Origin of the sequence: Microbacterium sp. H83 (assembly GCF_001650405.1) — a bacterium.
GTDB lineage: Bacteria > Actinomycetota > Actinomycetes > Actinomycetales > Microbacteriaceae > Microbacterium.
This window is the reverse complement of the sequence record NZ_LWCU01000003.1, coordinates 15,167-39,146: the sequence shown is the minus strand read 5'-3', so window position 1 is coordinate 39,146 and position 23,980 is coordinate 15,167. Positions and strand designations below refer to the sequence as shown.

Below are 23,980 nucleotides of genomic sequence, written 5' to 3'. Positions count from 1 at the left end.
CGTCGCGATGAAGAAGCTCGCCGTCCTCGCCCTCACCCTGCTGCTCATCGGGCCCTCCACGGCCCTGCTGGGCGTCGCCGCCCTCGGCGGCACCTCCGCGACCGCCGCCGTCTGCACGCCCGGCTCACTCGCGGTCGGCCCGATCCCGGACTCGCTGACCGCCACCACCCGCAACGGGGAGACGGTCACGCTGGACCGGCAACAGCTCACGCACGCGGCGACGATCATCACGGTCGGCAGGCAGACCACCGGCGTCGGACGCGACGGGGTGCTCATCGCACTCATGGCCGCCCTCACCGAATCCACCCTGCGGATGCTTGCCAACACCAGCGCCTACCCCGAGTCCGCGGACTACCCGCACGACGGCAACGGGTCGGATCATGACTCGCTCGGCCTGTTCCAGATGCGGCCCGCCAGCGGCTGGGGCACCGTCGCCGAGCTCATGGACTCGACATACCAGGCCAGGGCGTTCTACGGCGGCGAGTCCGGCCCGAACTACCCGTCCCCGCGGGGGCTGCTCGACATCCCGGGCTGGCAGCAGCTCGACCCCGGAGAGGCCGCGCAGGCCGTCGAGGTCAGCGCCTACCCGGACAGGTATCAGAACTACCAGCCGGTGGCGCAGGCGATCCTCGACGCCCTCACCCGACCCGCGCCCTCCGGCAACGGCGGCGGGGATGAGACACCGGTCGTGCCCGAGACGACCAGGATCGTGCTCCCGCTTCCCGAGGGAACCTGGGTGCGGACGAGTCCGTTCGGGTGGCGCAATGACCCGATCACCGGGGAACGTCGCTTCCACGCCGGCTCGGACTTCGCTGCCCCCGATGGAACCCCGATCTATGCCGTCGCCGACGGCGTCGTGGTGCGCGCGAACTACACCGACGCAGGTGGCGGGGTCATCGTCATCGAGCACACCGTCGGCGGTGAGCGGGTCGCGTCGATGTATGTGCACATGTGGCAGCACGGCATCCACGTCGCCGAAGGCGACACCGTGACCGCCGGGCAGCACATCGGAGACGTCGGCTCCTCCGGGCACTCGACCGGCCCGCACCTCCACCTACAAGTCCACCCCGGCGGCGCAGGAGCGGACCCGGTGGACTCCGACGCCTGGCTCACCGAACACGGTGCCGAAGGGATTGCGGGCGGCGAAGCCGCCCCCGCCCTCTGCACCGCCGGGGGTGCGTGATGGACGTGTTCCCCGACTTCGGCGGCGTGGGCGGCGCCGCAGACCTTCGGTCCATCGTCGGCGCGCTGCTGATGTTCGTGCTCGTCACCGCGGTGCTCATGCTCATCGTCTGCGCCATCATCTGGGCGATCGCGTCCGCCAGCGGCAACTACCAGGCCGCCACCAAGGCGCGCACCGGCCTGCTCGTCGCGGTCGGCGCCGCCGCGCTATCCGGCGCCGGCGTTGCCTGGCTCAACTTCCTCCTGGACGTCGGCACCCGGCTCTGACCGCCCCCGCCTGCGCTGGGAGCGGGTGTGCACCTGACCGTCGAGAACCCCGTCTCGACCAGTCAAGGGAGCACAACCGTGATCGACATCGACCCCAACAGCTCGGGCCTTCCGGGCATCGAGCAGCTGCGCATCATCGTCGGCGCCGTCATGACGGTGGGCCTGATCCTCTCCGTCCTCGCGCTCATCGTCTCCGCGATCGTCTGGGGTCTCGGATCGAACAGCAGCAACCCCCACCTCGCCAGCCGCGGCAAGGTCGGCGTCCTCGTCTCCTGCGGGGCGGCGATCATCTGCGGCGCCGCGGTCACGCTGGTGAACTTCTTCTGGGGCGTCGGGCAGGCCGTCTAATGACGACCCGACATGACCTCCGACGGCGGGGGTGGGCGCGGTGAGCGTCTGCGACGTCCCGGTCATCTCCTCCGTCTGCGACGCCGTCGGCGAAGGCACCGCCTCCCTGATCGCGGCTCCGTTCGACTGGCTCGCGCAAGCGATGGCCGGGGCCGCCGCATGGCTGTTCGAGGCCGTCTGGTGGGTGTTCGACACCACGACCCTCGTCGACGTCACGAGCGCCGAGTACGTCGGCGTCTACAACGTCCTTTTCGGTGTCGCCGTGTTCGTGATGCTGATCTTCTTCTGCCTCCAGCTCATCACCGGCCTGGTCCACCGCGACCCCACCGCGCTCAGCCGTGCGGCGCTCGGCCTGGCGAAGTCCGTCCTCGGCAGCTTCTTGGTGATCACGCTGACGGCGCTGCTGTTGGAGGTGACCGATCAGCTCGCGGTCGGGATCGTGCAGGCTACCGGCAACACGATGGAAGGGATGGGGACCCAGATCGGGCTCCTCGCCGTCGCCCTCGGCGCCATCAACATCGGCGGCCCTGGCGTCGGGGCGATCCTCACGATCTTCCTCGCCGGCCTGGCCATATCGGCGGCGGCGATCGTGTGGTTCTCCCTGCTGATCCGCAAGGCGCTGCTGCTCGTGGCGATCGTATTCGGCCCGGTCGCCCTGGCCGGGGCCACGTGGGACGCGACCAAGGGCTGGTTCGCCAAGTGGGCGGCCTTCGTGATCGCCCTGATCTTCTCCAAGCTCGTCCTCGTCGTGATCTTCCTCGTCGCGATCGGGCAGGTCTCGGCCCCGATCGAGGCCGACCTGGCCTCCATCTCCGACCCCATCGCCGGCGTCGTGCTGATGTTCATCGCCGCGTTCGCGCCCTACATCACCTACAAGTTCCTGTCGTTCGTCGGCTTCGACATTTACCACGCGATGTCGTCCGAGCAAGAGGCGAAGTCCGCGCTGAACCGGCCCGTGCCGGTGCCATCTGCCCCGCAGGCCGACACAGCCAAGAAGGTCCTCGACGGCGGCACCGACACGGGCAGCAACCCGCCAAGCGGTGGAGGCGGCGCAGGCGGAGGCTCGACACCGCCCCCGCCTCCTCCCGGTGCGTCGGCTGCGGCCCCTGCCAGCGCGGGAGCGGGCACGGCGGGTACCGGCGCCGCTACATCCGGTGCCGGAGCAGGGGCTGGAGCTGCCGGCGCTGGCGCGGCTGGTCCCGGTGCGGCCGCGGGGCCCGTCGGTGCCGCGGTGGTCATCGGAGCCGCCGTGGTCAAGGCCGCAGCGGCCGCCGGCCCGAAGGCAGGCAAAGCCGTGGGCGGCGCGGCGGACAGCCAGGCCGGCGCGGCGGCCGAGCAGGCATCCCCGCCGCCGTCGCAGGGCACCCCGCCGCGTCCCGCACCGTCAACGCCGCCCTCTCCCGGGCCTGCAGAGTCCTCGCCCGCGCCTCGGCGCCGGCAGGACCCGCCGCCTCCGCCATCGTCCGCACCGGCCGGGAAGGAGTAACACCTGATGGTCACGAACTCGACTAGCGACTACCCGCTGGCACCGGTGCAGTTCTCCCGGCTCGCCAGGCGCGGCATCATGCTCGGCCTGTCCCTGCCGCAGCTCATCGTCCTGGGCGTCGCGGTGCTCACGGTCGTCTTCTCCCTCTACGCCGCCGGCGGGATGGGCTTCGCCTGGACCGCACCCGTCTGGGGCACCTGCGCCCTGCTCGCGGTGATCCCTGCCGGGGGCCGGAAGGTGATCGAGTGGGTGCCGGTCCTCGCCCGCTGGGCCGCCCGGACCTATCTCGGGCAGCTCGTCTACCGGCGCCGCGTCATCAAGCCCCGCCCCGCCGGGACGCTCTCCCTACCGGGCGATGCGGCGCCGCTGCGGGAGTGGGAGGACCCCGAGACCGGGGCTGCGATGATCCACGACCCGCACGCACAGACCCTCACCGCGATCCTAGGCGTCTCCCACCCCGCGTTCGTCTTGCTCGATCCGGGTGAGCAGCAGCGCCGGGTCTCCGGCTGGGGCCGCGTGCTGGCCGCCGCGTGCCGTTCCGGACGGATCGCCCGCATCCAGGTGTCCGAGCGGACCCTGCCGGATTCCGGGACGGGCCTGGCGGAGTGGTGGCGCACGCACGGCACCGACGACGGCTCCTGGGCCGCGACCACCTACGCCGAGCTCATCGACCGCGCCGGCCCCGCCGGAGAACGCCACGCGACGACCATCTCGCTCGCGCTCGACATGAAGGCCGCCGCCCGGCAGATCAGGACCAGCGGTGGCGGGATACGGGGTGCGGCCGCGGTGCTGCGGCAGGAGATGAGCACGCTGACGACGGCGTTGCGCGCGGCGGAGCTCACGTCGACCGGGTGGCTGGCGCCCGGCGAGGTCGCCGTCGTCCTGCGCTCGGCCTACGACCCCGCCGCCGCGCCCGCGCTGGAGCGGCACGGGGACCTCGGCCGTGACCTGGCGACGGCCGGCCCGGTCGCGGTCACGGAGACCTGGGACCGGCTGCGGTCGGACTCCGCGCACCATGCGGTGCTGTGGATCACCGAGTGGCCTCGCTCGCAGGTGTATCCCGGCTTCCTTGCCCCGCTCGTGCTGTCCAACGGCATCCTGCGCACCCTCGCCCTGCACTACACCCCGGTTCGCGCCGACCAAGCAGCGCGGGACCTGCGGAAGAAGAAGACCGAGCTCATCTCCGATGCCGCCCAGCGGCGCAAGATAGGGCAGATCGACGACGCGGCCAGCAGCGCCGAGCTGGACGACGTGCTCCAGCAGGAGGCGGACCTGACTGCCGGGCACGGCGTCCTGCGCGTCTCCGGCCTCGTCTCCGTGTCCGCGCCGACCGTGGACGAGCTCGACGCGGCGGTGGCGGCGGTCGAGCAGGCGGCGATCCAAGCGTCCTGCGAGACCAGGCGGCTCGTCGGTCAGCAGGCGCAGGCGTTCACCGCTGCCGCGCTGCCGTTGTGCCGGCCGGTCTGACTCGGCGCACCTGCTCACCAACCGTCACGCCTTCTTGTGAGGAGCCTTGATCATGCCGATCTTCGATGACCCGCTCGCGGACGCCGCTGAGGCGTCCGCCGCGCTGCGGGGCCTGGCCCACGCGACCCGGACGTTCGCGAGCCCCGCCGACACCTACCCGGTGATCGGAGAGCTGCTCGCCGGCGTCAGGTCGCTGCGGCAAGTGCTCGACCAGCTCGCCTCCGCCCATATCAACGCCCGCGCCAGGGCGCACGACGACGCCGGGAATCAAGCCGCTGGCGCAACCTCGGCTCTCGCGGCTGCCGACGAGCTGCACCAGGCCGGCACCCTGCTGGACACCGTGGAGTGGCGGCTGGACGCCGCCTCCCAGCACTCCGGCCGCATCGCCTGGCACCCAGCACCTGCCGTCGAGGACGGCCCGGCGAGGCGGTGGGTCAGCGTCGTGTTCCTGGAAGGCTCCGAGGCCGACGAGGTGCTGGAGCTGATCGACCGCGACGGGACGGATGCAGCGATCGAGCACCTGGCCGGGCACGACTACGGAGCGGAGACCACCCAGGCCGCGCTCGAGAACGGATACGTCTACGACGAGCCCCCGGCAGGTGCGCTCGACAAGGTGGCGACCAGAGACGTCTACACGCTCACCTACAACCCCTTCCTCGGGCACGTCTCGCTGCTGCGCGAGCACGACACTATGCGCGATCCGGCACTCCTCGGCGTCGACGCCCCGGCCTCCGCATCCGCATCGGAGTCGGGGCGGGAAGCGGAACGCGCCGCGCACAAGTCCACGCGTGCAGTCGGCGCCGCGGTCAGTCGGGGGCGAGACGGGGCCGACTGGTTCACCCGCCGCCCCGGCACCGCCTCCGCACACGGCCGGGGGCTGGCGCTGTGACCGGGCAGGACGACAGCCGCCTGCACACCGCTGTGCTCGTCGGGCCCGAAGGCGAGCGGCGCCGGGCACGCAAGGCCCGCCGGCAGGCGGCGGCGAAGGTCGAGACCGATGCCCGCCAGCATCGCAAGCTAGAAGCTCGGGCGAAGTGGGAGGCGGAGCAGGCTGAACGCCGCAGCACGAGCTACCTGCCCGCCGCCGGCGAGGCGGGACCTGCGGCGTTGCGGACGCCGGGCCGGTTCCGGCTCCCCAAGCACCAGGACACCTCCGCGACGCTCGCCGGCCAGTACCCCTTCCTGGCCGAAGCCGGCCTCGGCAGCCAGGGCGTCTTCGTCGGCCAGGACCTCTACAGCGGCGGATCGTTCGTGTTCGACCCCTGGGTGCTCTATCAGCGGGGGCTCATCACGGCGCCGAACGTCGTGCTCGCCGGCATCGTGGGGAGCGGCAAGTCGTCCCTGGCGAAGTCGCTGTACACGCGCAGCCTGCCGTTCGGACGCAGGGTCTACGTTCCCGGCGACCCGAAAGGGGAGCATACGAGTGTTGCGGAGGCGGTCGGCGGGCGGGCGATCATCCTTGGCCACGGCCTGCGCAACAGGCTCAACCCGCTCGATGAGGGCCACCGGCCGTCTGCGGTGTCGGATGCGGAGTGGGCGATGCAGGTCGCCTCCCGCCGCCGCGACCTCATCGGCGCCCTCGCAGAGACCGTGCTGGATCGGGCGCTGTCGCCGTTGGAGCACACCGCGATCGACCTCGCCCTTCAAGACGCTGTGAGGAGCGCCGAGGTCCCGATCCTGCCGATGGTCGTCGACCGCATCCTCAGCCCCAGCCGCGTCGACGACGAGGACGGCCGGCTCGCGGAAGATGGCCGGCTCGTCGGCCACGCGCTCCGTCGGCTCGTCGCTGGAGACCTCCAAGGCCTGTTCGACGGGCCCAGCACTGTGCGGTTCGACCCGTCGTTGCCGATGGTGTCGCTCGACCTGTCGCGGGTCGCGGAGAACAGCACGCTGATCTCGGTGCTGATGACCTGCTCGTCCGCATGGATGGAGTCCGCCCTGTCCGACCCGGCAGGCGGACAGCGATGGGTGATCTACGACGAGGCGTGGCGGCTCATGCAGTACCCGGCGCTGCTTCGCCGCATGGACGCCCAGTGGAGGCTGGCGCGGCACTTCGGGATCGCGAACATGCTCATCTTCCACAAGCTCTCCGACCTGGACAACGTCGGCGATGCCGGGACCGCGATGCGCGCCCTCGCCTCGTCGTTGCTGGCGAATGCGGAGACGCGGATCGTGTACCGGCAGGAGCCGGACCAGCTCGGCTCCACCGCCCTCGCGCTCGGGCTCACCGGCACCGAGCAGAAGCTACTCCCAGGGCTCGGAACCGGGCAGGGGCTCTGGCGGATCAAGGACCGCAGCTTCGTCGTCCAGCATCAGCTCCACCCCGCCGAGCTCGCCGCGTTCGACACCACCGGCCGTATGACGAGCGATTCCCATGAGTTCAGGAATCTCGACGTGCCTTCAGGAATCCCGAACGATCGGCAGGATTCCTGATGCCCCGGCCCCGCTACAAGCGATCCTGGGGCGAACCCGCATCTCGAGACGGGAGTGTCGAGCCCGTGCCGGTCGTGCTCCCGCTCGTCGCCATCGCCATCGCCGAGGACGGCCGCATGACCGTCACTGTCGACGGGGCGCCGTTCGAGCCAGAGCCGTTCGCGCCGCCGTGGCGGCGGGAGGACTTCGCCCGCGTCCTCGACCAGCTCACCGACCTGCGCCGCTCCCCGGTGCGGGTCGAGGTGCGCGAAGCGGAAGGAACCGTGTTCACCGACATCATCACCCCGAGCAGGCGCCGCCGCACCGAATCCGATCCAGAGCCGGCATCGGAGGAACCGGCCCGCCGACCGGCGACGGATCTCGTCGTGCTGCACGGGGAGGGGTTCGTGCCGGGTGAGGACGTCGCGATCGCCGTCGTCATCGCCCACGGCGACGCCGCCCCGGATGGCACCATGCGCGGCATCATCGAGGCGGCACAGCTCGCCGGGAGCCCGACCCGCGAGGTCATCCTGCTCGGCCGGGTCTCCGGCACCTTCACGATCGGGCACCCCGAATGAGCACGCCCCGGCCCGCGGGGGCGCTCGGGGACGAGCTGAGCAACCTCGGCATCGGCATCCTCATCGGTGCCGCGGTCCTCGCCGCCATCCTCCGCGGCGCCGGGTCTGTCGCCGCCTGGATCACCGGGACCGGCCAGCCCACCGGCGGGATCGAGGCGGGCCTGGGTGTGCTGCTACACTCCGGCGACCCCGCTGCCGCGCTCGACGCTCCTGGCCTGAACGTCGTCGCGTACTGGATCACCGCCGGTCTGCTGGTCCTCGGCGCCGGGGTGGCCGGCTGGTGGGCGTGGCGGTTCTTCCGCGAGCACGGCCGCCGCGTGAAGACGGACCCTTACCGCATCGCCGGGATCGCCACCCGCAGCGAAGTCGCCAAGGCCGCCTCAGAGGCGGCGCTGCTGCGCCGGGCCGGTCACCTGCGGCCCTCGCTCCACCAGCCGCGGCCGGAGGATGTCGGCTACCGGATCGGCGCCTCACATGGCACGAGCGTCTGGGCGTCCGTCGAGGACAGCATCCTGCTGATCGGCCCGCCCCGCTCCGGCAAGGGTGCCCACATCGTCATCAACGCCATCTTGGACGCCCCTGGCGCAGTCGTCACGACGAGCACCCGCCCGGACAACCTCACCGCGACCCTCCGCGCCCGGCAGAAGATCGGCCCGGTCGCGGTGTTCGACCCGCAGCACCTCGCCGAAGGCCTGCCCGCCGGGCTCAGGTGGTCACCCATCCGCGGGTGTGAGGACCCGCTGACGGCGATGATCCGGGCGACCGGCCTCGCCGCCGGCACCGGTCTCTCGGCCGGCGGGGTCGAGGGCGGCGGGTTCTGGGAGGGCAAGACGAGAACCGCGCTCCAAGCGCTACTCCACGCCGCCGCCCTCGACCACCGGCCACCCTCGGAACTGTTCCGCTGGACCCTCGACCCCTCCGCCGCCGCGGACGCGGTCGCGATCCTTACCGCGAACCCGCGAGCCGCGACTGGGTGGGCGGACTCGTTGCAGGCGATGATCGACTCCGACCCCAGAACCCGCGACTCCATCTGGCAAGGCGTCTCGCTTGCCCTGGCCGCGCTGGCAGACCCGCGCGTGCTCGACGCCGTATCGCCGCGCGAAGACGAGGACTTCGACCCCGAAGCGTTCCTCCGCGACCGAGGAACCCTTTACCTGCTCGCCACCGGAGCCGGCGCCAACAACTCCGCTGCGTTGGTGGCTGCGTTCGTGGAAGACGTCGTGGAAGCTGCCCGCCGCCTCGCCGCCACCAGCCCCGGCGCCCGCCTCGACCCGCCACTGCTGCTCGCGCTCGATGAGGTCGGCAACCTCGCCCCGCTGCCGTCGCTACCGACGCTCATGGCTGAGGGCGGCGGAACCGGGATCACGACGATGCCCGTCCTCCAAAGCCTCGCGCAGGCGCGGGAGAAGTGGTCGGAAAACGCGGCCGGCGCGATCTGGGACGCCTCCATCGTCAAGATCGTCCTGGGCGGAGCGTCGAACTCCAAGGACCTGCACGACCTCACCACGCTCATCGGCGAGCGCGACGAGGTGACCGACTCCACCACGGTCGGAGACCACGGCTCCCGCTCCGCGCAACGCTCCATCCGCCGCGTGCCGATCATGCCGCCCGACACGATCCGCACCCTCCCGTTCGGGACTGCACTGGTGCTGCTGCGCTCCGCACCACCCATCGTCACCCGGATGCGGACCTGGACCGACCGGCCCGACGCGAAACAGCTGCGCGACGACCGGGCCGACATCGAGGCGACGCTGCAGCACCGCTCGGAGGAGCCGCCGGGCGCACCTGCCTGACAGAGCGGCCCCATCGTGGGGTCGCCGCCGATGTCAGAAAGAGGGGCAGTCCAATGGCTCTCCACACGCAGGAATCCGTCTCGGGGTTCATCGCCTCCGACCCGCAGCTCACCTACACGGAGCGGGGCGATGCCCGGTTCTACGCCAAGATCGGGCAGGAGCACTATCGCAAGGAGCCGGACGGGTCGTTCACGCAGACGGAGACGACCTTCCACGACCTCGTGGCGTTCAAGAAGACCGCCGAGCGCGCCCACGACCGGCTCGCCAAGGGAGACAAGTTCGTCGCCGAGGGCTACACCCGCGAGTACGACCGCGCCACGCCGGAAGGCGAGGTGGTCAAGTCCGAGGAGTTCGTCGCGAAGAAGCTCGGCCACGACCTCGCCCGCACGAGCTACGAGGTCGACCGCACCCGCCGCCAGCCCGCCACGACGCAGGAGCCTGTGGGACAGGCGGCCGGCGCAGCTCATCGCGAGAGCTCGGGCACCGCCCCGGCGCTCGGGCTCTGAACGGCGGTGACCGCGATGAACCAGAACGACACCGCCCCCGAGACCGACGAGCCGGACCTGGACGAGGAGTCCGAGGAGTTCAACGGGCCGCTGATCCCGGAGCCTCCGCGCCCGATCAACTGGAACCTCCTGACCAGCGAGGAAGCGGAGGCCGAGTGGCTGGAGCTGAACCGCTGGGTCGACTGGCTGCGCCGCACCTACGGGCTGCCTGCTTCGGTGGTTCCGCCGTTCTGGCACCGCCACCCGGAGCTGTTGTGGGAGCTGAGTGCGCTGCATCTGCATTGGCTGTCCGCCTACGACCCGGAGCAGAACGGCTCCGCGCCGCTGGGCTGGCATCGCGACTTCGCCGACGCCCGCCAGCGGCTCCGTGACTGGGTCGCAGCTTCCGGAACCCGGCTCGACCGAGACCGCCCGACCCGGCAAACCACCTGGCCCGGGGAGGACCCGGCAGGCCCGGTCGAGGACACGATCATCGCTCACCGGGATCAGGACTTCGTGCAGTTCGTCCTCGACGATGTCGCCGCGCGCCGCCAGGCCGAGGACGACTTCTATGCCGGGCTCAACCCGAACACCGGAGAAGTCGCATGAGCGATACCGGCGGCACGATCGTGGTCTCCCCTCTCATGGACAGTCGCGAGATCGCCGCCTATCTCAAGGTGTCCGAGTCGACTTTGTCGAGGTGGCGTTCGGCTGGTCAGGGGCCGCCGTTCCTGCGGCTGGGCGGGATCGCCCGGTACCGCATCGACGCGGTCGACGCCTGGCTGGCGGGGCTGGAGCACAGCCATGCCCAGGAAGGCTGAGCCGCTCCCGCACGCGCAACCGAAGCCGGTGCCTCCGGTCGGCGTGAGGATCTCCACCGACCTGGAACGTCGCTCCTACGGCATCCGCGCCCGTGCCCGCTGGACGGACCCGATCAGCAAACGCCGCATCATCCGCTCCGAGATCGTCGCTGACGAGGCTGCAGCGCATGAGTTCTTCGACTCGCTGCGGCAGTCCTCGGCCAAGGGCATGGACGTGTCCATGACGCTCACCGAGTTCGTCACCACGATCGGCGACCGATGGGCGCGCGGCCTCGACCCCACCTCCACCGGGGAGACCTACGGGTACGGGCTCAAGCTCCGCGTGCTACCTGCCCTCGGGCACCTACCCGTCACGCAGATCACCGCCGGGATCATCGACCGCACCATCGATGCCTGGGAGAAACGGCATGGGGCGTCAACGATCAAGAACTCGATCGCACCTCTCGTGCGGGTCCTCGACGAAGCAGTGCGCGACGGGCTCATCCCGATCAACCCCGCGAAGAACCGTGCCAAGCGCAGCCTGAACCGCAATGCCTTCCGTCTCCAGCCTGCGGAGGATGCTTCCCCACGCGCCCATGCGATCCCGGACATGGGCACGCTGACGAAGCTCGCTGAAGCCTGCGGGAAGGTCCACCAGTCGTACTCCGACTTCGTCATGCTCGCCGCCCTCCTCGCAGCGCGCTCCTCCGAGGTCTCGGGCCTTCAGGCCGGTGACGTCCGGTTCGACAAGAACATCGTGGTGATCGCGCGGCAGACCTACCCCGGCAAAGGCGGGCTCATCACGAAGCAGACCAAAGGCCGCAGAGAACGCCGCGTCCCGATCCTCGACCCGCTCCGACCGGTTCTTGAGCGGCTCACGGAGGGGAAAGAGCCCGAGGATCGGCTGCTGGTCGGCCCGAAGGGCGGCGCTCTCACGACCGCGACCGTGCGGGACGCGACGAACTGGGACCAGATCGTCAGCGATCTCGGCCTGCCCGACCTTACCCGGCACGGCCTCCGGCACACCGGCGCGACGTGGATGGCGGACGCCGGCATCCCGCTGCACGTCCTTCAGGACATCCTCGGCCACGCCTCCGTCGAGACCACCCGCGGATACCTGCACCCCGACGACCGCCACCTCGCCTCCGCTGCGGAGCAGGCCAACGCCTTCCTTGCCCGATCCGCCAAGGCCAGCAGACCGAGCCGGCGCGGGGCCTCGAGGTCACTGTGACGGGGAGCCGGGAGCCACGACGGAGGCTCTGGTCCCCTTTTGGTCCCCTTATCCACAGGCAACGACCTCCAGAGAGCCAGATACGCCCTCCGACGTCTGTGAGCCGGCATCGATGCCTTGGCGAGGGGACCAGAGGGGGACCAACAAAAACCCGTCGCCAGACATGACGAAGCCCCGATGAAAATGGCTTCTCATCGGGGCTTTTCTGTCGGGATGACAGGATTTGAACCTGCGACCCCCTGACCCCCAGTCAGGTGCGCTACCAAGCTGCGCCACATCCCGTGGCATCGATTTTCAGTTATTTCGGGCCGACCGGAGGGGGTGAACCCCTTGACCCCCAGTCAGGTGCGCTACCAAGCTGCGCCACATCCCGTGGCATCGATTTTCAGTTATTTCGGGCCGACCGGAGGGGGTGAACCCCTTGACCCCCAGTCAAGTGCGCTACCAAGCTGCGCCACAGCCCGTTGTTCTGCACTCACGCGCAGGCAACTCCCCTATCTTAGCCCCACTCCGTGGCCCTCCGCGAACCGACGTCCGCCCCGGGCGTTGCGACTGTCCGGGGCCGGGGGTACGGTCGCGTGCATGGCGACGATCACGACTGAGGTGGCGACGACCGATCGGTGGGACGACGTCCAGCGCGCGCTCACGGGCGGCGGCGACGGGGCGAGCTGCCAGTGCATCTGGCCGATGATCAGCAACAAGGAGTGGGACGCGACGACGACCCCGCAGCGCACGGAGATGTTCCGTCACGAGATCGACAAGGGTCCTCCCCCGGGACTCGTCGCGTACGTCGACGGCGAGGCCGCGGGATGGATCCGCATCGGTCCGAGGAGTCGTCAGGCGAGAGTTCCGCGCACCAGGATGATCGCCGCGGCGACGACCGAGCCCTTCGATGACGAGTCGGTCTGGGCGGTCACGTGCTTCGTGGTGCGGAGAGAGCATCGAGGAAAAGGGCTCAACCGCGAGCTCCTGCGGGCTGCCGTCGACTTCGCCCGGCGGTCGGGAGCGCGGGTGATCGAGGGCTATCCGGTCGACACGAAGGGCGCCCAGCAACGGGCGAACGAGCTGTTCCACGGGACGCTGAGCACATTCCTCGCCGCCGGCTTCGAGGTGCAGACCGAGATGAAGCCCGGCCGCACGCTCGTGGCCCTCGACCTCGCCGCCTGATCGACGCGCCGCCTCCGTGGCCGCTAGCGTGGAGGATATGACCGCGCACCCCACCATCGACGATCCCGAGCTCGGCACCCTGGTTAGGGCGACGACCGAGCTGAGCGACGGCACCGTGCTCACGCACGACTGGTATGCCGGAACGGTGACCGTCGACGGAGCGGAGCTCGAGTTCATGATCGAAGGGACCGACGCCGACGAGGCAGCGGCGCTGATCCCCCGGGTCCGCGAGACGATCGGGGTTCTCGATGTGCTCCGACGGCTGGCGACGGATGCCGTGGTGACGGCGTTCAGCACGGGAACTCCCGAACAGCACGAGCTCGACGATGCCGCATCCGATCTCGTCCTCGACACCCTCGAGGCGTCCTCCGATGAGACGGTCGTCCTCCATTTCACCGACGGCTGCGGCGAGCACTTCCCCGAAGGCTACTGGCCCGCGGTCCATCTCGGTGCGGACGGCCAGATCACCCAGGTCACCGTCGAATCCTGAGCATGGCCGCCCGGCCATACGATGGAGGGATGCAGAGTAGCGAATCGTCCGCCCCACCGCTGTGGACCTTCGCTCCGTACATCGTCGCCTCCGCCCTGCATGTGGTGCTCCTCGCGATCGACAGCCCGGGCGCGCAGCCGTCGAAGCTGCTGCTGATGCCGCTGCTGGCCCTCCCCGTCCTGCTCACGCTCTCCGGCACGCGGCCGCGCGCCGCGGTGGCCCTGCTGCTCTCCGCCATCGCCTTCTCCTGGCTGGGCGACGGGGTCGGACCGTTCTTCCCCGACGCCCAGGAGCTCCCGCTGATGCTGCTGTTCTTCGGCATCGCCCATCTCGCGTACATCGCTCTCTTCCTCCTCTTCCTCGGACGCAGGCGGATGCCGTGGTGGGCACTGGTCTACGCCGCGTGGTGGATCGCGATGCTGGCGGGCCTCGGCGGGCATGTCGGAGCCCTGCTGCTCCCGGTCGCCGCATACGGACTCGTCCTCGCATCCACGGCCGCGTTCTCCGCGCGCTGCCATCCTCTCGTCGCCGCGGGCGGGGCGCTGTTCCTCGCGAGCGACACCGTGCTGGCTCTCCGCCTCTTCCTGCCGGAGTCGCTGCCGGAGTGGAGCAGCCCGGCCGTCATGCTGACGTACGCGCTCAGTCAGGGTCTCATCGTCGCGGGAACGCTCAGCTCGCTGTCACGGGAGGCGGAGTGATGGCGGATGCAGCGCGGGTGGACAGCTGGCTGTGGGCGATCCGCGTGTACAAGACGCGATCCGCCGCGACGACCGCATGCCGCGCCGGGCATGTTCGGGTGAACGGCGACCGGGTGAAGGCGGCGCAGCAGGTGCGGATCGGCGATGAGCTGCGGATCAGGATCGCCGGATTCGATCGCATCCTCATCGTGCGGCAGATCCTCGTGAAGCGGGTCGGCGCTCCGATCGCCGCTGCGGCATATGAGGACCGGACGCCGGAGAGGGAGCCGCAGGCCATGCTCGGCGTTCGCGATCGGGGTGCCGGACGACCGACCAAGCGCGAACGCCGAGACATCGACCGCCTGCGCGGACGAGGCGACGAGGATCCCGGTATCTTCCTTCACTGACCCTTCGATTCTTCGAACATACGTTCTATACTCGACGTATGAGCCAGCCCACGGATCTCGACCTCGACCTCGAGGAGCGGCTGCGCCTGCTCGACGCCTGGACCGAGCTGCGGCGCCGCATCGCGCGCCTCGAGGCCGAGGCGAGCGACCTGCTGGTCGAACGCATCGCGATCCACGACGCCGACGTGGCGGAGAGTCCGTTCCACCGCGACGCGATCATGCGCTCGATGGTCGCGGAGTACGGCGCGGCCGGGCATCTGCCGAAGGGCTCCGCGGAATCCGCGTTCACGGACGCCCGCACGCTCTCCCGCAGCCTTCCACTGACCCGAGCCGCCTTCGCCGCAGGGACGATCAGCGTCCAGCATGTGCGTCAGATCGTTCGGGCGAGCGACATCGTGACCGACGCGATCAGCAACCGACGGGTGGATGCCGGGGTTCTCGCCCTGTTCGAGACCGCGGTGCTCGTCGTCGCCGAGCAGGACACCGCTGCGCGCACGGGAGCGCACGCCCGGAGCGTCGCCGCCGCCCTCGTCGGCGAGACCATCTCGGAGGGACACCGCCGCGCAGCGCGCGAGAGGACGGTGACCGTTACCTCGGTCGGCGACGGGCTGGCGCTTCTCACCGCGGTGCTGCCGGAATGGATCGCGGTGGCGATCCAGGACCGCCTCACCCAGATGGCGCGCCACATCTCCCGTACGCGTGATGACCGCGAGCCCGACCTCGAACCGATGGACGACGGCGGCGAGCACGCGGTCCACCTCGAGGATCTGTCGCCGGAAGACCCCCGCTACGACGCCTACTTCTCCGGCGTCCGTTCGCACGTCGACGGGGCGATCTTCGGATCCGACGACACGTTCACGACCGATCCTCTCGTCGGATTCGCCGATCCGATGACCGACCCCTCCAGCCCGGACATCGAGCATGTCGAGCACGACACCCGCACTCTCGATCAGGTCCGCGCCGATGTGCTCGCCGATCTGCTGCTCGCGGGTCGTCCGAGCGCCGCGCAGGGCTCAGGGCTCGACGAGATCAGGGCACGGATCCAGGTGACGGTCGCCGCCACGACACTCGCCGGAGACGATGACCGACCCGCGGAGCTCGACGGCTGGGGGCCACTCGACCCCGATGTCGCCCGCTGTCTCGCCGGACGCCACACCGGGTGGACTCGGCTGTTCCTCGACGCCACCGGACTCGTCGTCGAGACGGACACCTACACGCCCACGGAGCCCATGCGACGGTTCCTCCGAGCACGGGACCAGCACTGCAGGTTCCCCGGATGCCGGATGCCGCTGCACCGATGCGAGATCGACCACAACCACGACCATGCACGCGGTGGCAGGACGCGAGTGGACAATCTCGCCCACTTCTGCAGGGCTCATCACGCGCTCAAGCATCCCGACATCGCGGCACTTCACCGATGGACGGCGAGACAGCTCCCGGACGGGAGCATCACCTGGACGAGTCCGCTCGGTCGCGAGTACACCGACCGCGTATCCCGCAGGGTCGTGTTCACGTGACCCTGGACTCCTGTCGCCGCGGCTGCGGTCAGCGATCTTCGCTGCCGAGGACGCCCTGCAGCCATCCGGCCGATCGCACCTGCTCGGCGCCGGCATCCGCGATTCGCTGTCGCAGCTCGCGGTCGCTCGTGACGGCTGTCACCCTCTGGCCGTCACGCACACGCCGCTCGACCTCGGCTACGATCGCGTCGTCGCCGCCGGCTTCCGCGTCGACGACCGATACCACTGCTGCCGGCAGCACTTCGCCGGTGTCCCCCGGCTCCGGCGCATCGATGCCTCGGGCCTTCCCCTCCACGACGAGCGCGATCTCGGGGAACCACTCGGTCCCGCCGGTATCGAGATCCGCCGCCGTCACGGAGAGACCGTCGAGGCGGTGCGCCAGTCGTGACGCCGCTGCCGCGCGATCCTTCCACCAGCCGTCGGGCACCGAGCCGACGACGTTCGCCGCATCGACGACGAGAGCGGGTCTGACCGCCAACAGCTCGCGCAGCACCGGCCATGCCTCGCCGAATCCCGGGTGGAGCGGCCGTGCGTCCACCTCTGCCACCGGAACCCATTCCAGTGCGACGCTCTCGGGATCGCTGATCATCGGCTCGAAGGGGTGCACGACATCGGCGACGACCGTCGTGTACGACCAGACACCGAGGTCGAGAACGCTCGTGAACCGCGGCCGCACGGCTCCGTCCGGCACTCCCGCCTCCTCCTGCGCCTCGCGCACGGCGCCGACGATGGCGCTCTCGCCCTCGTGCATCGCGCCGCCGGGCAGGCCCCAGGTGCCTCCGAAGTGGCTCCAGGACACACGGTGCTGCAGCAGAACGCCACGCTCCGAGTCGAGAGCGAGCAGCCCCGCTGCGCCGAATCGTCCCCAGTACTTCTCGCCCGAGGGCGCGACGACCCAGGCATCCCCGGGGTTGCGCGGGCCGTCCGGGCGACGGGGTTCGCCGGTGGCGGGAGGTACGACAGTCACCCCTTCAGCCTGTCACAGCATCCGGGCATCGGCATCAGCCGAGGTCACACACGGGAACGCGCGCGCCCCGCCGGAGGACCGACGGGGCGCGGACGGATCTCGGTCTCAGCGCTGGCGCTTCTCGCGCACGCGCATGTTGACGACGATCGGGGTTCCCTCGAACGGGTACAGCTCGCGCAGGCGGCGCTGGATGAAGCGGCGGTAACCGGGGTCCAGGAAGCCGGTGGTGAAGAGCACGAACGTCGGCGGACGAGTCGAGGCCTGCGTGCCGAAGAGGATGCGCGGCTGCTTGCCTCCACGGAGCGGGTGCGGGTGCTCGGCGACGAGTTCGGCCAGGAAGGCGTTGAACTTGCCGGTCGGGATGCGCCGATCCCAATTCTCGAGAGCGGTCTCGAGCGCGGGCACCAGCTTGTCGAGGTGACGTCCGGTCTTGGCCGAGATGTTGACGCGCGGAGCCCAGGCGACGTGAGCGAGGTCCTGCTCGATCTCCCGCTCGAGGTAGCGGCGACGGTCCTGGTTCTCGAGGTCGTCGTCGTTGAGGCGGTCCCACTTGTTGAAGGCGAGCACGAGCGCGCGCCCCGAGTCGAGCACGAGGTCGATGATGCGCACGTCCTGCTCGCTGATCGTCTCCGAGACGTCCAGGACGACGACGGCGACCTCCGCCTTCTCGAGCGCGGCCGACGTGCGCAGCGATGCATAGAAGTCGGCACCCTGCGCCATGTGCACGCGACGGCGGATGCCGGCGGTGTCGACCAGCGTCCACAGCTTGCCGCCGAGCTCGACGATCTCGTCGACCGGGTCGCGCGTGGTGCCCGCGAGGTCGTTGACGACGACGCGCTCCTCACCGGCGGCCTTGTTGAGCAGCGACGACTTGCCGACGTTGGGGCGTCCGAGGATCGCGACTCGGCGGGGGCCGCCGATCTCGGCCTTGGCGACAGCGGACACGTCGGGGAGCTTCTTCAGCACCTCGTCGAGCAGGTCGGCGACGCCACGGCCGTGGATCGCGGAGACCGCGTGCGGTTCGCCGAGTCCGAGGTTCCACAGCGCGGCGGCCTCCGGCTCCTGCCGGGCGTCGTCGATCTTGTTCGCGACGAGGAACACCGGCTTGCCGCTCTTGCGCAGCAGCTTCACGACGTGCTCGTCGGTCGAGGTGGCTCCGACCATCGCGTCGACCACGAACAGGACGACGTCGGAGAGGTCGATCGCGACCTCGGCCTGGGCGGCGACCGAGCGGTCGATGCCCTTCGCGTCGGGCTCCCATCCTCCGGTGTCGACGAGCGTGAAGCGGCGGTCGTTCCACTCCGCCTTGTACGTCACGCGGTCGCGCGTGACGCCGGGCGTGTCCTCGACGACGGCCTCGCGACGGCCGAGGATGCGGTTCACAAGCTGCGACTTGCCGACGTTCGGTCGCCCGACGATCGCCACGACGGGCAGCGCGGGCAGGAACTGGATGCCGTCCTCGCCCAGCGTCACGCCGGCGAGGAGCGCCGCATCCTCATCGTCGAGCTCGTAGTCCGCGAGGCCGGCGCGGAGCGTCTCCGCGCGCTGCTCGGCGAGCTGCTCGTCGAGCGCGTCCATCTTCTCTGCGAGGTGGTCGGGGCCGCCTTCGTATTCGTCGTCAGCCACGGTGTGCTCCTCGGAGTCGTTCGATGACCGCGAGTACGGCATCGATGGTCTGGGTGAAATCGAGCTCGGTCGAGTCGACGACCTCGACGCCCTCTGCGGCGTTCAGGAAGTCGACGACCGCGCTGTCGGAGGCGTCGCGCTTGTGCAGGGCCGCGGCGACCGCCGCGGCGTCCTCGCCGGCGAGTTCCCCTGCCCGACGTGCGGCGCGCACCTCGGGAGCGGCCGTCAGCAGGATGCGGACGGGGGCGTCCGGCGCGACGACGGTCGTGATGTCGCGTCCTTCGACGACGACAGCGGGATATGCGGCATCGGCGACCAGCGAGCGGAACAGGCGGTTGACCTGCTCACGGACGTCCGCGACGCGCGCGACTCCGCTCACGGCGCCCGACACGCGCGGCTCACGAATGGCCTCGGTGATGTCGGTCTCCCCGACCCGCACCGTGCGGTCGTCGGGATCGAGACCGAGCTGCACCGGGAAGTCGGATGCCGCCGCGAGGACCGCATCGGGGTCGGAGGTGTCGGCGCCGCGGTCGAGCACATGCCACGCGAGGGCGCGGTACGCCGAGCCGGTGTCGAGGTATCCGAAGCCCAGCGATCGAGCGACCGCCTTCGACACGCTCGACTTGCCCGAGCCCGCGGGGCCGTCGATCGCGATGAAGTCGGGGGTGCGCGCCGTGACCCCGCCGTCGGCGACAGTGGTCGAGTCAGTCATTCGTGCTCCCTGCAATCCGCCAGCCGCGTCCCTGGAGTCCGGTGATCGCCCCGTGCAGCGCTGCCGGGTCGACGCTGATCTCGGCGAGGCCGAACTGCGCACCGGGCGAGTGCTCCAGGCGCAGATCCTCGACGTTGACGCCCAACTCGCCCAGCTCGCCGAACAGGCGGCCCAGCTGACCGGCCGTGTCGTCGACCATGACGACCAGCGACTCGAACCGGCGGTTCTGTCCGTGCTTGCCCGGCAGGCGCTCCACGCCGTCGTTGCCCTGTCGGATCGTCTCGGCCACCACACGACGGGACCCCGGCGCCTCCGGCGCACGCAGCGCGTCGGACACCTTGCGCAGATCGTCGGCGAGAGCGTCGAGGATCTCGACGACGGGCTGCGCATTCGCCCCCAGGATCTGCACCCACAGCTCGGGGGCGGATGCGGCGATGCGCGTCGTATCGCGGACGCCCTGCCCCGACAGTCGCAGCGCTCCCTCGTCGGCGACCGCGAGGCGGGCGGCGAGGAGACTCGCGACGACCTGGGGCACGTGCGAGGTGAGCGCGACCGAGCGGTCGTGCTCCTCCGGCGTCATCTCGAGCGGCATCGCGCCGACATCGAGCGCCAGGGCCTCGACGAGGGCGAGGTCGGACGCCTTCGTGTCCTCGTCCCGGCAGACGACCCACGGGCGACCGATGAAGAGATCGGCGCGCGCGGAGATCGCTCCGCCGCGCTCGCGTCCGGCCAGCGGGTGCGAGCCGATGTAGCGGGTGAGGTCGACGCCGCGACTCTTCAGCGTGCGGAACGGGTCGAGCTTGACGCTGGCGACGTCGGTCACGACGGCATCCGGATAGCGGGTGAGCTCGGCCTGGATCACATCGGCGGTGACGTCCGGCGGCACGGCGACGACGACGAGCGCCGGCGCATCCGCGTCCTCGGCCGCGCGACCCGCGCCGTAGTCGACGGCGAGACGCAGCTGCGCGGGCGACGTGTCGGAGAGCACGACGTCGACGCCCTTCGCGCGGAGGGCGTGACCGATGCTCGCTCCGAGCAGGCCGGCGCCGACGATCCGCACCGTGCCCGACAGGCGCGTCGCGACGCGGGGTGCGGCGGATGCTGCGGCCCGCACGCCGTCGTCGACGCGTCCGGGCGCCTCGATGGGCGCACTCGTCGTGTCGGTCACTCGTTCTCCTGCTGCTCGCCTGGCGCCTCGGCGACACCGGAATCACGGCGCGCGAGAGTCAAGAGCGCACCGAGTTCGATTTTACTCAGTTCACGCGAGCGCCCGGCAGGGAGGGTTCCCAGGTGCAGCGGCCCGAACTGACGACGGACCAGCTCGGTGACCGGGTGGCCGACCGCCGCCATCATCCGCCGGACGATGCGGTTGCGCCCCGAGTGCAGCGTCAGCTCGACGAGGCTGCTCCCGCGCGAGGTGTCGAGCAGCCTCGCCTTGTCGGCCGCGATGTGCCCGTCCTCGAGCTCGATGCCCTTCGTGAGCTTCGCGATCGTCTGCGCGGTCACCGCACCGTCGACCTTGGCGATGTAGACCTTGGTGACGCCGAAGGACGGATGCGCGAGCACGTGCGCGAGCTCGCCGTCGTTGGTGAGCACCAGCAGGCCGCTGGTCTCCGCATCCAGGCGTCCGACGTTGTAGAGGCGCTCCTCGTACTCGTCGGTGAAGCGCCTCAGGTCGGGGCGCCCGCTCTCGTCGCGCATGCTGCTCACGACACCCGTGGGCTTGTTCAGCATGACGTAGCGCTTCGAGACGTCGAGCTGCACGGCCGTGCCGTCGACGTCGACCAGGTCGGTCTCCGGGTCGATCCGCCGACCGAGCTCGGTCACGGTCTCGCCGTTCACGCGGATGCGACCCTCGACGATGTACTGCTCGACGACGCGCCGCGAGGCGACGCCGGCAGCGGCGAGCACCTTCTGCAGACGCACGCCCTCGGGCTGATCGGTGGATCCCTGCATCGTCATCGGATGGTCCCTTCGTCGAACCCGTCTGCGCCGTCGTCGAGCAGCGGCGAGATCGGCGGCAGCTCGTCGAGCGAGTTGATGCCGAGATGCTGCAGGAGGGCATCCGTGGTTCCGTAGTTGATGGCGCCGGTCTCGCTGTCGGCGAAGAGCTCGGTGATGAGTCCGCGCGCGAGCAGCGTCCGCACCACGGAGTCGACGTTCACGGCGCGGATGGAGGCGACCTGGCTGCGGGTCACCGGCTGCTTGTAGGCGATCACGGCGAGGGTCTCCAGCGCCGCCTGCGAGAGTCGCGCCGGCGCCTGTCCGCCGACGAACTCGGCGACCAGGTCGTCGTGGTCGTCACGCACGTAGAGCCGCCACCCGCCGCCGACCTCACGCAGCTCGAAGCCCCGGCGCGGCCCGCGGCCGCGGCCGTCGTAGTCCTCGACGAGCGTCTCGATCGCCTGGCGGACCGCGGGAACGGGCGAACCTACCGCGGCGGCGAGGGCGACGAGGCCGATCGGCTCGTCGATGATCAGGAGGATCGCCTCGATCCGTTCGGTGAGCGGCGAGGCCTGGCCGACGTCGTCGACCCGGCTCGCGGTCCGGTCACCGGTCTCAGTCCGGTCATCGGTCGCGGTCCGGTCATCGGTCTCAGTCCGGTCATCGGTCATAGTCGGCCCCCAGGGTCGCGAGTGTCTCGTCCGACCAGGAGTCGGCGGCCCAGCGCAGCGTGAGCTCACCGAGCGGTTCCAGTTGTTCGAAGGACAGCGCCGCGTGCCGGTAGAGCTCCAGGACGGAGATGAACCGCGCGACGACGATCCCGGGTTCCCGCACGCCGGCGACCAGCTCGCGGAAGCTCACCGACTCGGCGCCGCGGAGCAGGGTCACCACGATCGCCGCCTGCTCGCGGATGCTGACGAGCGGCGCGTGCAGATGGTCGAGCCCGACGTGCGGGATCTCCTTCGGCGCGAACGCGAGCAGCGCCAGCGCGGCGAAGTCGTCGACCGTGAGCGACCAGACCAGCTCGGGGGTCTTCCTGCGGTGCTTCTCGTCCAGCCGTACCGCGCGGACGTGACGTCGATCCTCGCGCTGGAGGCAGCGCGCGAACCATGCCGACACCTCCTTGAATGCCCGGTACTGCAGGAGTCGGGCGAACAGCAGGTCGCGGGCCTCGAGCAGAGCCACGGCCTCGGCATCCACCAGCTCCCCCTGCGGCAGCAGCCCCGCCACCTTCATGTCGAGCAGGGTCGCGGCCACGACGAGGAACTCGGACGCCTGATCCAGCTCCTCGTCCTCGTCGAGCTCCTTCAGATAGGCGATGAACTCGTTCGTGACGGCACTGAGAGACACCTCGGTGATGTCCATCTCGTGCTTCGAGATGAGGGTGAGCAGCAGATCGAACGGTCCGTCGAAGTTCGACAGCGAGACGCGGAAACCCGCGTCGGCATCCGTCGTGTCGGCGGTGTCTGGCGCCTCGGCCGGTGGAGCGGTCGGCTCGACCTCAGGCGACGGCGCCACGGGCGACCAGCTCCCGCGCGAGACGCAGATACGCCTGAGCGGCGGCGTGCTCGGGAGCGAACTCGGTGATGGGCACCCCGGACACCGACGCGTCCGGGAACTTGACGGTGCGGCCGATCACGGTCTCGAGCACATCGTCTCCGAAGGCCTCGACGACGCGCTCGAGCACCTCGCGCGAGTGCAGCGTGCGCGGGTCGTACATCGTCGCGAGCAGCCCGTCCATCGTGATCGACGGGTTCAGGCGGTCGCGGACCTTGTCGATCGTCTCGATCAGGAGCGCGACGCCCCGCAGCGCGAAGAACTCGCACTCGAGGGGGATGATCACGCCGTGCGCCGCCGTCAGCGCGTTCACCGTCAGGAGTCCGAGCGACGGCTGGCAGTCGATGAGGATGACGTCGTACTCCCCCGCCACCTGGCGGAGGACGCGGGCGAGGATCGTCTCCCTGGCCACCTCGTTCACGAGGTGCACCTCGGCGGCGGAGAGGTCGATGTTCGCCGGCATCACGTCGAGCCCCTCGACGCCGGAGTGCACGATGGCGTCGTGCGCATCGCGCTTGGTGTCGAGCAGCAGATCGTAGATCGTGGGCACGTCGTGCGTCTGGATGCCGAGACCGGCCGACAACGCACCCTGGGGGTCGAAATCGACGGCGAGAACCTTGCGGCCGTACTCGGCGAGCGCGGCGGCGAGGTTGATCGACGTCGTCGTCTTGCCGACGCCGCCCTTCTGGTTGCAGAGCGCGATGATCCGGGCAGGTCCGTGGGACGCGAGCGGTGCGGGAGTGGGGAACCCGTGATACGGGCGACCGGTGGGTCCGAGGGGTTTCTCGTCGGCCTTCTGTGCCTTCGCCCTGGACTTCGCCGCTTTCTCAGCCACCGCTTCTCCTGCTCCTTCGTGCTTGCTCGATT

At 70.4% G+C, this 23,980-nt stretch carries 26 protein-coding genes and 2 tRNA genes; 18 read left to right on the top strand and 10 right to left on the bottom strand.

From position 1 onward, the window contains the following. Nucleotides 1–7: 7 nt before the first annotated feature. The 13 genes from A4X16_RS02170 (at nt 8) to A4X16_RS02110 (ending at nt 12,049) form a co-directional block, all read left to right on the top strand. Complete coding sequence (locus tag A4X16_RS02170; protein ID WP_024357602.1) at nt 8–1,183, top strand: M23 family metallopeptidase; 1,176 nt, start codon at nt 8–10, stop codon at nt 1,181–1,183. Next, complete coding sequence (locus tag A4X16_RS02165; RefSeq protein ID WP_024357603.1) at nt 1,183–1,449, top strand: DUF6112 family protein; 267 nt, start codon at nt 1,183–1,185, stop codon at nt 1,447–1,449. The genes A4X16_RS02170 and A4X16_RS02165 overlap by 1 nt, the downstream gene beginning before the upstream one ends. 78 nt (nt 1,450–1,527) lie before the next feature. Next, nucleotides 1,528–1,797: a DUF6112 family protein gene (locus tag A4X16_RS02160; RefSeq protein WP_020627604.1), complete on the top strand. Its 270-nt coding sequence runs from the start codon at nt 1,528–1,530 to the stop codon at nt 1,795–1,797. A 40-nt stretch (nt 1,798–1,837) separates the two neighbouring features. Beyond that, nucleotides 1,838–3,283, top strand: coding sequence for a conjugal transfer protein TrbL (locus A4X16_RS02155; RefSeq protein ID WP_067115857.1), 1,446 nt, complete (start codon nt 1,838–1,840; stop codon nt 3,281–3,283). 6 nt (nt 3,284–3,289) lie between these two features. Next, nucleotides 3,290–4,750: an SCO6880 family protein gene (locus A4X16_RS02150; RefSeq protein ID WP_024357605.1), complete on the top strand. Its 1,461-nt coding sequence runs from the start codon at nt 3,290–3,292 to the stop codon at nt 4,748–4,750. Between the two features lie 52 nt (nt 4,751–4,802). Next, nucleotides 4,803–5,639: a hypothetical protein gene (locus A4X16_RS02145; RefSeq protein WP_024357606.1), complete on the top strand. Its 837-nt coding sequence runs from the start codon at nt 4,803–4,805 to the stop codon at nt 5,637–5,639. Continuing rightward, complete coding sequence (locus A4X16_RS02140; RefSeq protein ID WP_024357607.1) at nt 5,636–7,183, top strand: ATP-binding protein; 1,548 nt, start codon at nt 5,636–5,638, stop codon at nt 7,181–7,183. Before A4X16_RS02145 ends, A4X16_RS02140 begins: the two co-directional genes overlap by 4 nt. After that, nucleotides 7,183–7,740 (top strand): hypothetical protein, encoded by a 558-nt coding sequence (locus tag A4X16_RS02135; RefSeq protein WP_024357608.1) that lies wholly within the window; start codon nt 7,183–7,185, stop codon nt 7,738–7,740. The genes A4X16_RS02140 and A4X16_RS02135 overlap by 1 nt, the downstream gene beginning before the upstream one ends. Continuing rightward, nucleotides 7,737–9,533 carry a type IV secretory system conjugative DNA transfer family protein gene (locus A4X16_RS02130; RefSeq protein WP_067115700.1) on the top strand — a complete coding sequence of 599 codons (1,797 nt, stop codon included), beginning with the start codon at nt 7,737–7,739 and terminating at the stop codon, nt 9,531–9,533. Before A4X16_RS02135 ends, A4X16_RS02130 begins: the two co-directional genes overlap by 4 nt. A gap of 53 nt (nt 9,534–9,586) precedes the next feature. After that, nucleotides 9,587–10,039, top strand: a complete 453-nt coding sequence (locus tag A4X16_RS02125; protein ID WP_067115697.1) for a single-stranded DNA-binding protein — start codon at nt 9,587–9,589, stop codon at nt 10,037–10,039. A gap of 15 nt (nt 10,040–10,054) precedes the next feature. Then, complete coding sequence (locus A4X16_RS02120; protein ID WP_141369226.1) at nt 10,055–10,627, top strand: hypothetical protein; 573 nt, start codon at nt 10,055–10,057, stop codon at nt 10,625–10,627. Further along, nucleotides 10,624–10,839, top strand: coding sequence for a helix-turn-helix transcriptional regulator (locus A4X16_RS02115; protein WP_067115694.1), 216 nt, complete (start codon nt 10,624–10,626; stop codon nt 10,837–10,839). The genes A4X16_RS02120 and A4X16_RS02115 overlap by 4 nt, the downstream gene beginning before the upstream one ends. 43 nt (nt 10,840–10,882) lie before the next feature. After that, the gene (locus tag A4X16_RS02110; RefSeq protein WP_331709738.1) at nt 10,883–12,049 is read left to right on the top strand and encodes a tyrosine-type recombinase/integrase; all 1,167 of its coding nucleotides are present in this window, start codon (nt 10,883–10,885) and stop codon (nt 12,047–12,049) included. 208 nt (nt 12,050–12,257) lie between these two features. Here A4X16_RS02110 and A4X16_RS02105 read toward each other — a convergent pair. Both A4X16_RS02105 and A4X16_RS02100 read right to left on the bottom strand, forming a co-directional pair. Continuing rightward, nucleotides 12,258–12,331: transfer RNA gene (locus tag A4X16_RS02105), tRNA-Pro, on the bottom strand. A gap of 112 nt (nt 12,332–12,443) precedes the next feature. Next, nucleotides 12,444–12,513: transfer RNA gene (locus A4X16_RS02100), tRNA-Pro, on the bottom strand. 118 nt (nt 12,514–12,631) lie between these two features. On the opposite strand from A4X16_RS02100, the gene A4X16_RS02095 reads away from it, so the two are divergent. Genes A4X16_RS02095 through A4X16_RS02075 form a run of 5 tightly spaced genes read left to right on the top strand, consistent with a single transcriptional unit; the run spans nt 12,632 to nt 16,307 of the window. Next, nucleotides 12,632–13,216 carry a GNAT family N-acetyltransferase gene (locus A4X16_RS02095; RefSeq protein ID WP_067115687.1) on the top strand — a complete coding sequence of 195 codons (585 nt, stop codon included), beginning with the start codon at nt 12,632–12,634 and terminating at the stop codon, nt 13,214–13,216. 37 nt (nt 13,217–13,253) lie between these two features. Beyond that, complete coding sequence (locus tag A4X16_RS02090; protein ID WP_067115683.1) at nt 13,254–13,706, top strand: hypothetical protein; 453 nt, start codon at nt 13,254–13,256, stop codon at nt 13,704–13,706. Between the two features lie 29 nt (nt 13,707–13,735). Next, nucleotides 13,736–14,404: a lysoplasmalogenase gene (locus A4X16_RS02085; RefSeq protein ID WP_067115680.1), complete on the top strand. Its 669-nt coding sequence runs from the start codon at nt 13,736–13,738 to the stop codon at nt 14,402–14,404. Further along, on the top strand, nt 14,404–14,790 hold the full coding sequence (locus A4X16_RS02080; protein ID WP_067115677.1) for an RNA-binding S4 domain-containing protein: 387 nt from the start codon (nt 14,404–14,406) through the stop codon (nt 14,788–14,790). The genes A4X16_RS02085 and A4X16_RS02080 overlap by 1 nt, the downstream gene beginning before the upstream one ends. Before the next feature lie 38 nt (nt 14,791–14,828). Then, nucleotides 14,829–16,307 (top strand): HNH endonuclease signature motif containing protein, encoded by a 1,479-nt coding sequence (locus A4X16_RS02075; protein ID WP_067115674.1) that lies wholly within the window; start codon nt 14,829–14,831, stop codon nt 16,305–16,307. 28 nt (nt 16,308–16,335) lie between these two features. Here A4X16_RS02075 and A4X16_RS02070 read toward each other — a convergent pair whose 3' ends face one another. From A4X16_RS02070 to A4X16_RS02035, 8 genes are all read right to left on the bottom strand, one after another. After that, complete coding sequence (locus A4X16_RS02070; RefSeq protein ID WP_067115671.1) at nt 16,336–17,274, bottom strand: NUDIX domain-containing protein; 939 nt, start codon at nt 17,272–17,274, stop codon at nt 16,336–16,338. Between the two features lie 105 nt (nt 17,275–17,379). Further along, nucleotides 17,380–18,852, bottom strand: a complete 1,473-nt coding sequence (gene der, locus A4X16_RS02065) for a ribosome biogenesis GTPase Der (protein ID WP_197491747.1) — start codon at nt 18,850–18,852, stop codon at nt 17,380–17,382. A 40-nt stretch (nt 18,853–18,892) separates the two neighbouring features. After that, the gene (gene cmk / locus A4X16_RS02060) at nt 18,893–19,612 is read right to left on the bottom strand and encodes a (d)CMP kinase (protein ID WP_067115668.1); all 720 of its coding nucleotides are present in this window, start codon (nt 19,610–19,612) and stop codon (nt 18,893–18,895) included. Further along, nucleotides 19,605–20,726: a prephenate dehydrogenase gene (locus A4X16_RS02055; protein WP_067115851.1), complete on the bottom strand. Its 1,122-nt coding sequence runs from the start codon at nt 20,724–20,726 to the stop codon at nt 19,605–19,607. Before A4X16_RS02055 ends, cmk begins: the two co-directional genes overlap by 8 nt. A gap of 50 nt (nt 20,727–20,776) precedes the next feature. Continuing rightward, nucleotides 20,777–21,574, bottom strand: coding sequence for a pseudouridine synthase (locus tag A4X16_RS02050; RefSeq protein WP_067115663.1), 798 nt, complete (start codon nt 21,572–21,574; stop codon nt 20,777–20,779). After that, nucleotides 21,571–22,227 (bottom strand): SMC-Scp complex subunit ScpB, encoded by a 657-nt coding sequence (scpB, locus tag A4X16_RS02045; RefSeq protein ID WP_067115661.1) that lies wholly within the window; start codon nt 22,225–22,227, stop codon nt 21,571–21,573. Before scpB ends, A4X16_RS02050 begins: the two co-directional genes overlap by 4 nt. Then, a complete protein-coding gene (locus A4X16_RS02040; protein ID WP_067115658.1) occupies nt 22,217–23,074 on the bottom strand; it encodes a segregation and condensation protein A in 858 nt (285 codons plus the stop codon). The genes scpB and A4X16_RS02040 overlap by 11 nt, the downstream gene beginning before the upstream one ends. Beyond that, nucleotides 23,058–23,948 (bottom strand): ParA family protein, encoded by an 891-nt coding sequence (locus A4X16_RS02035; RefSeq protein WP_067115656.1) that lies wholly within the window; start codon nt 23,946–23,948, stop codon nt 23,058–23,060. Before A4X16_RS02035 ends, A4X16_RS02040 begins: the two co-directional genes overlap by 17 nt. Nucleotides 23,949–23,980 lie beyond the last annotated feature (32 nt).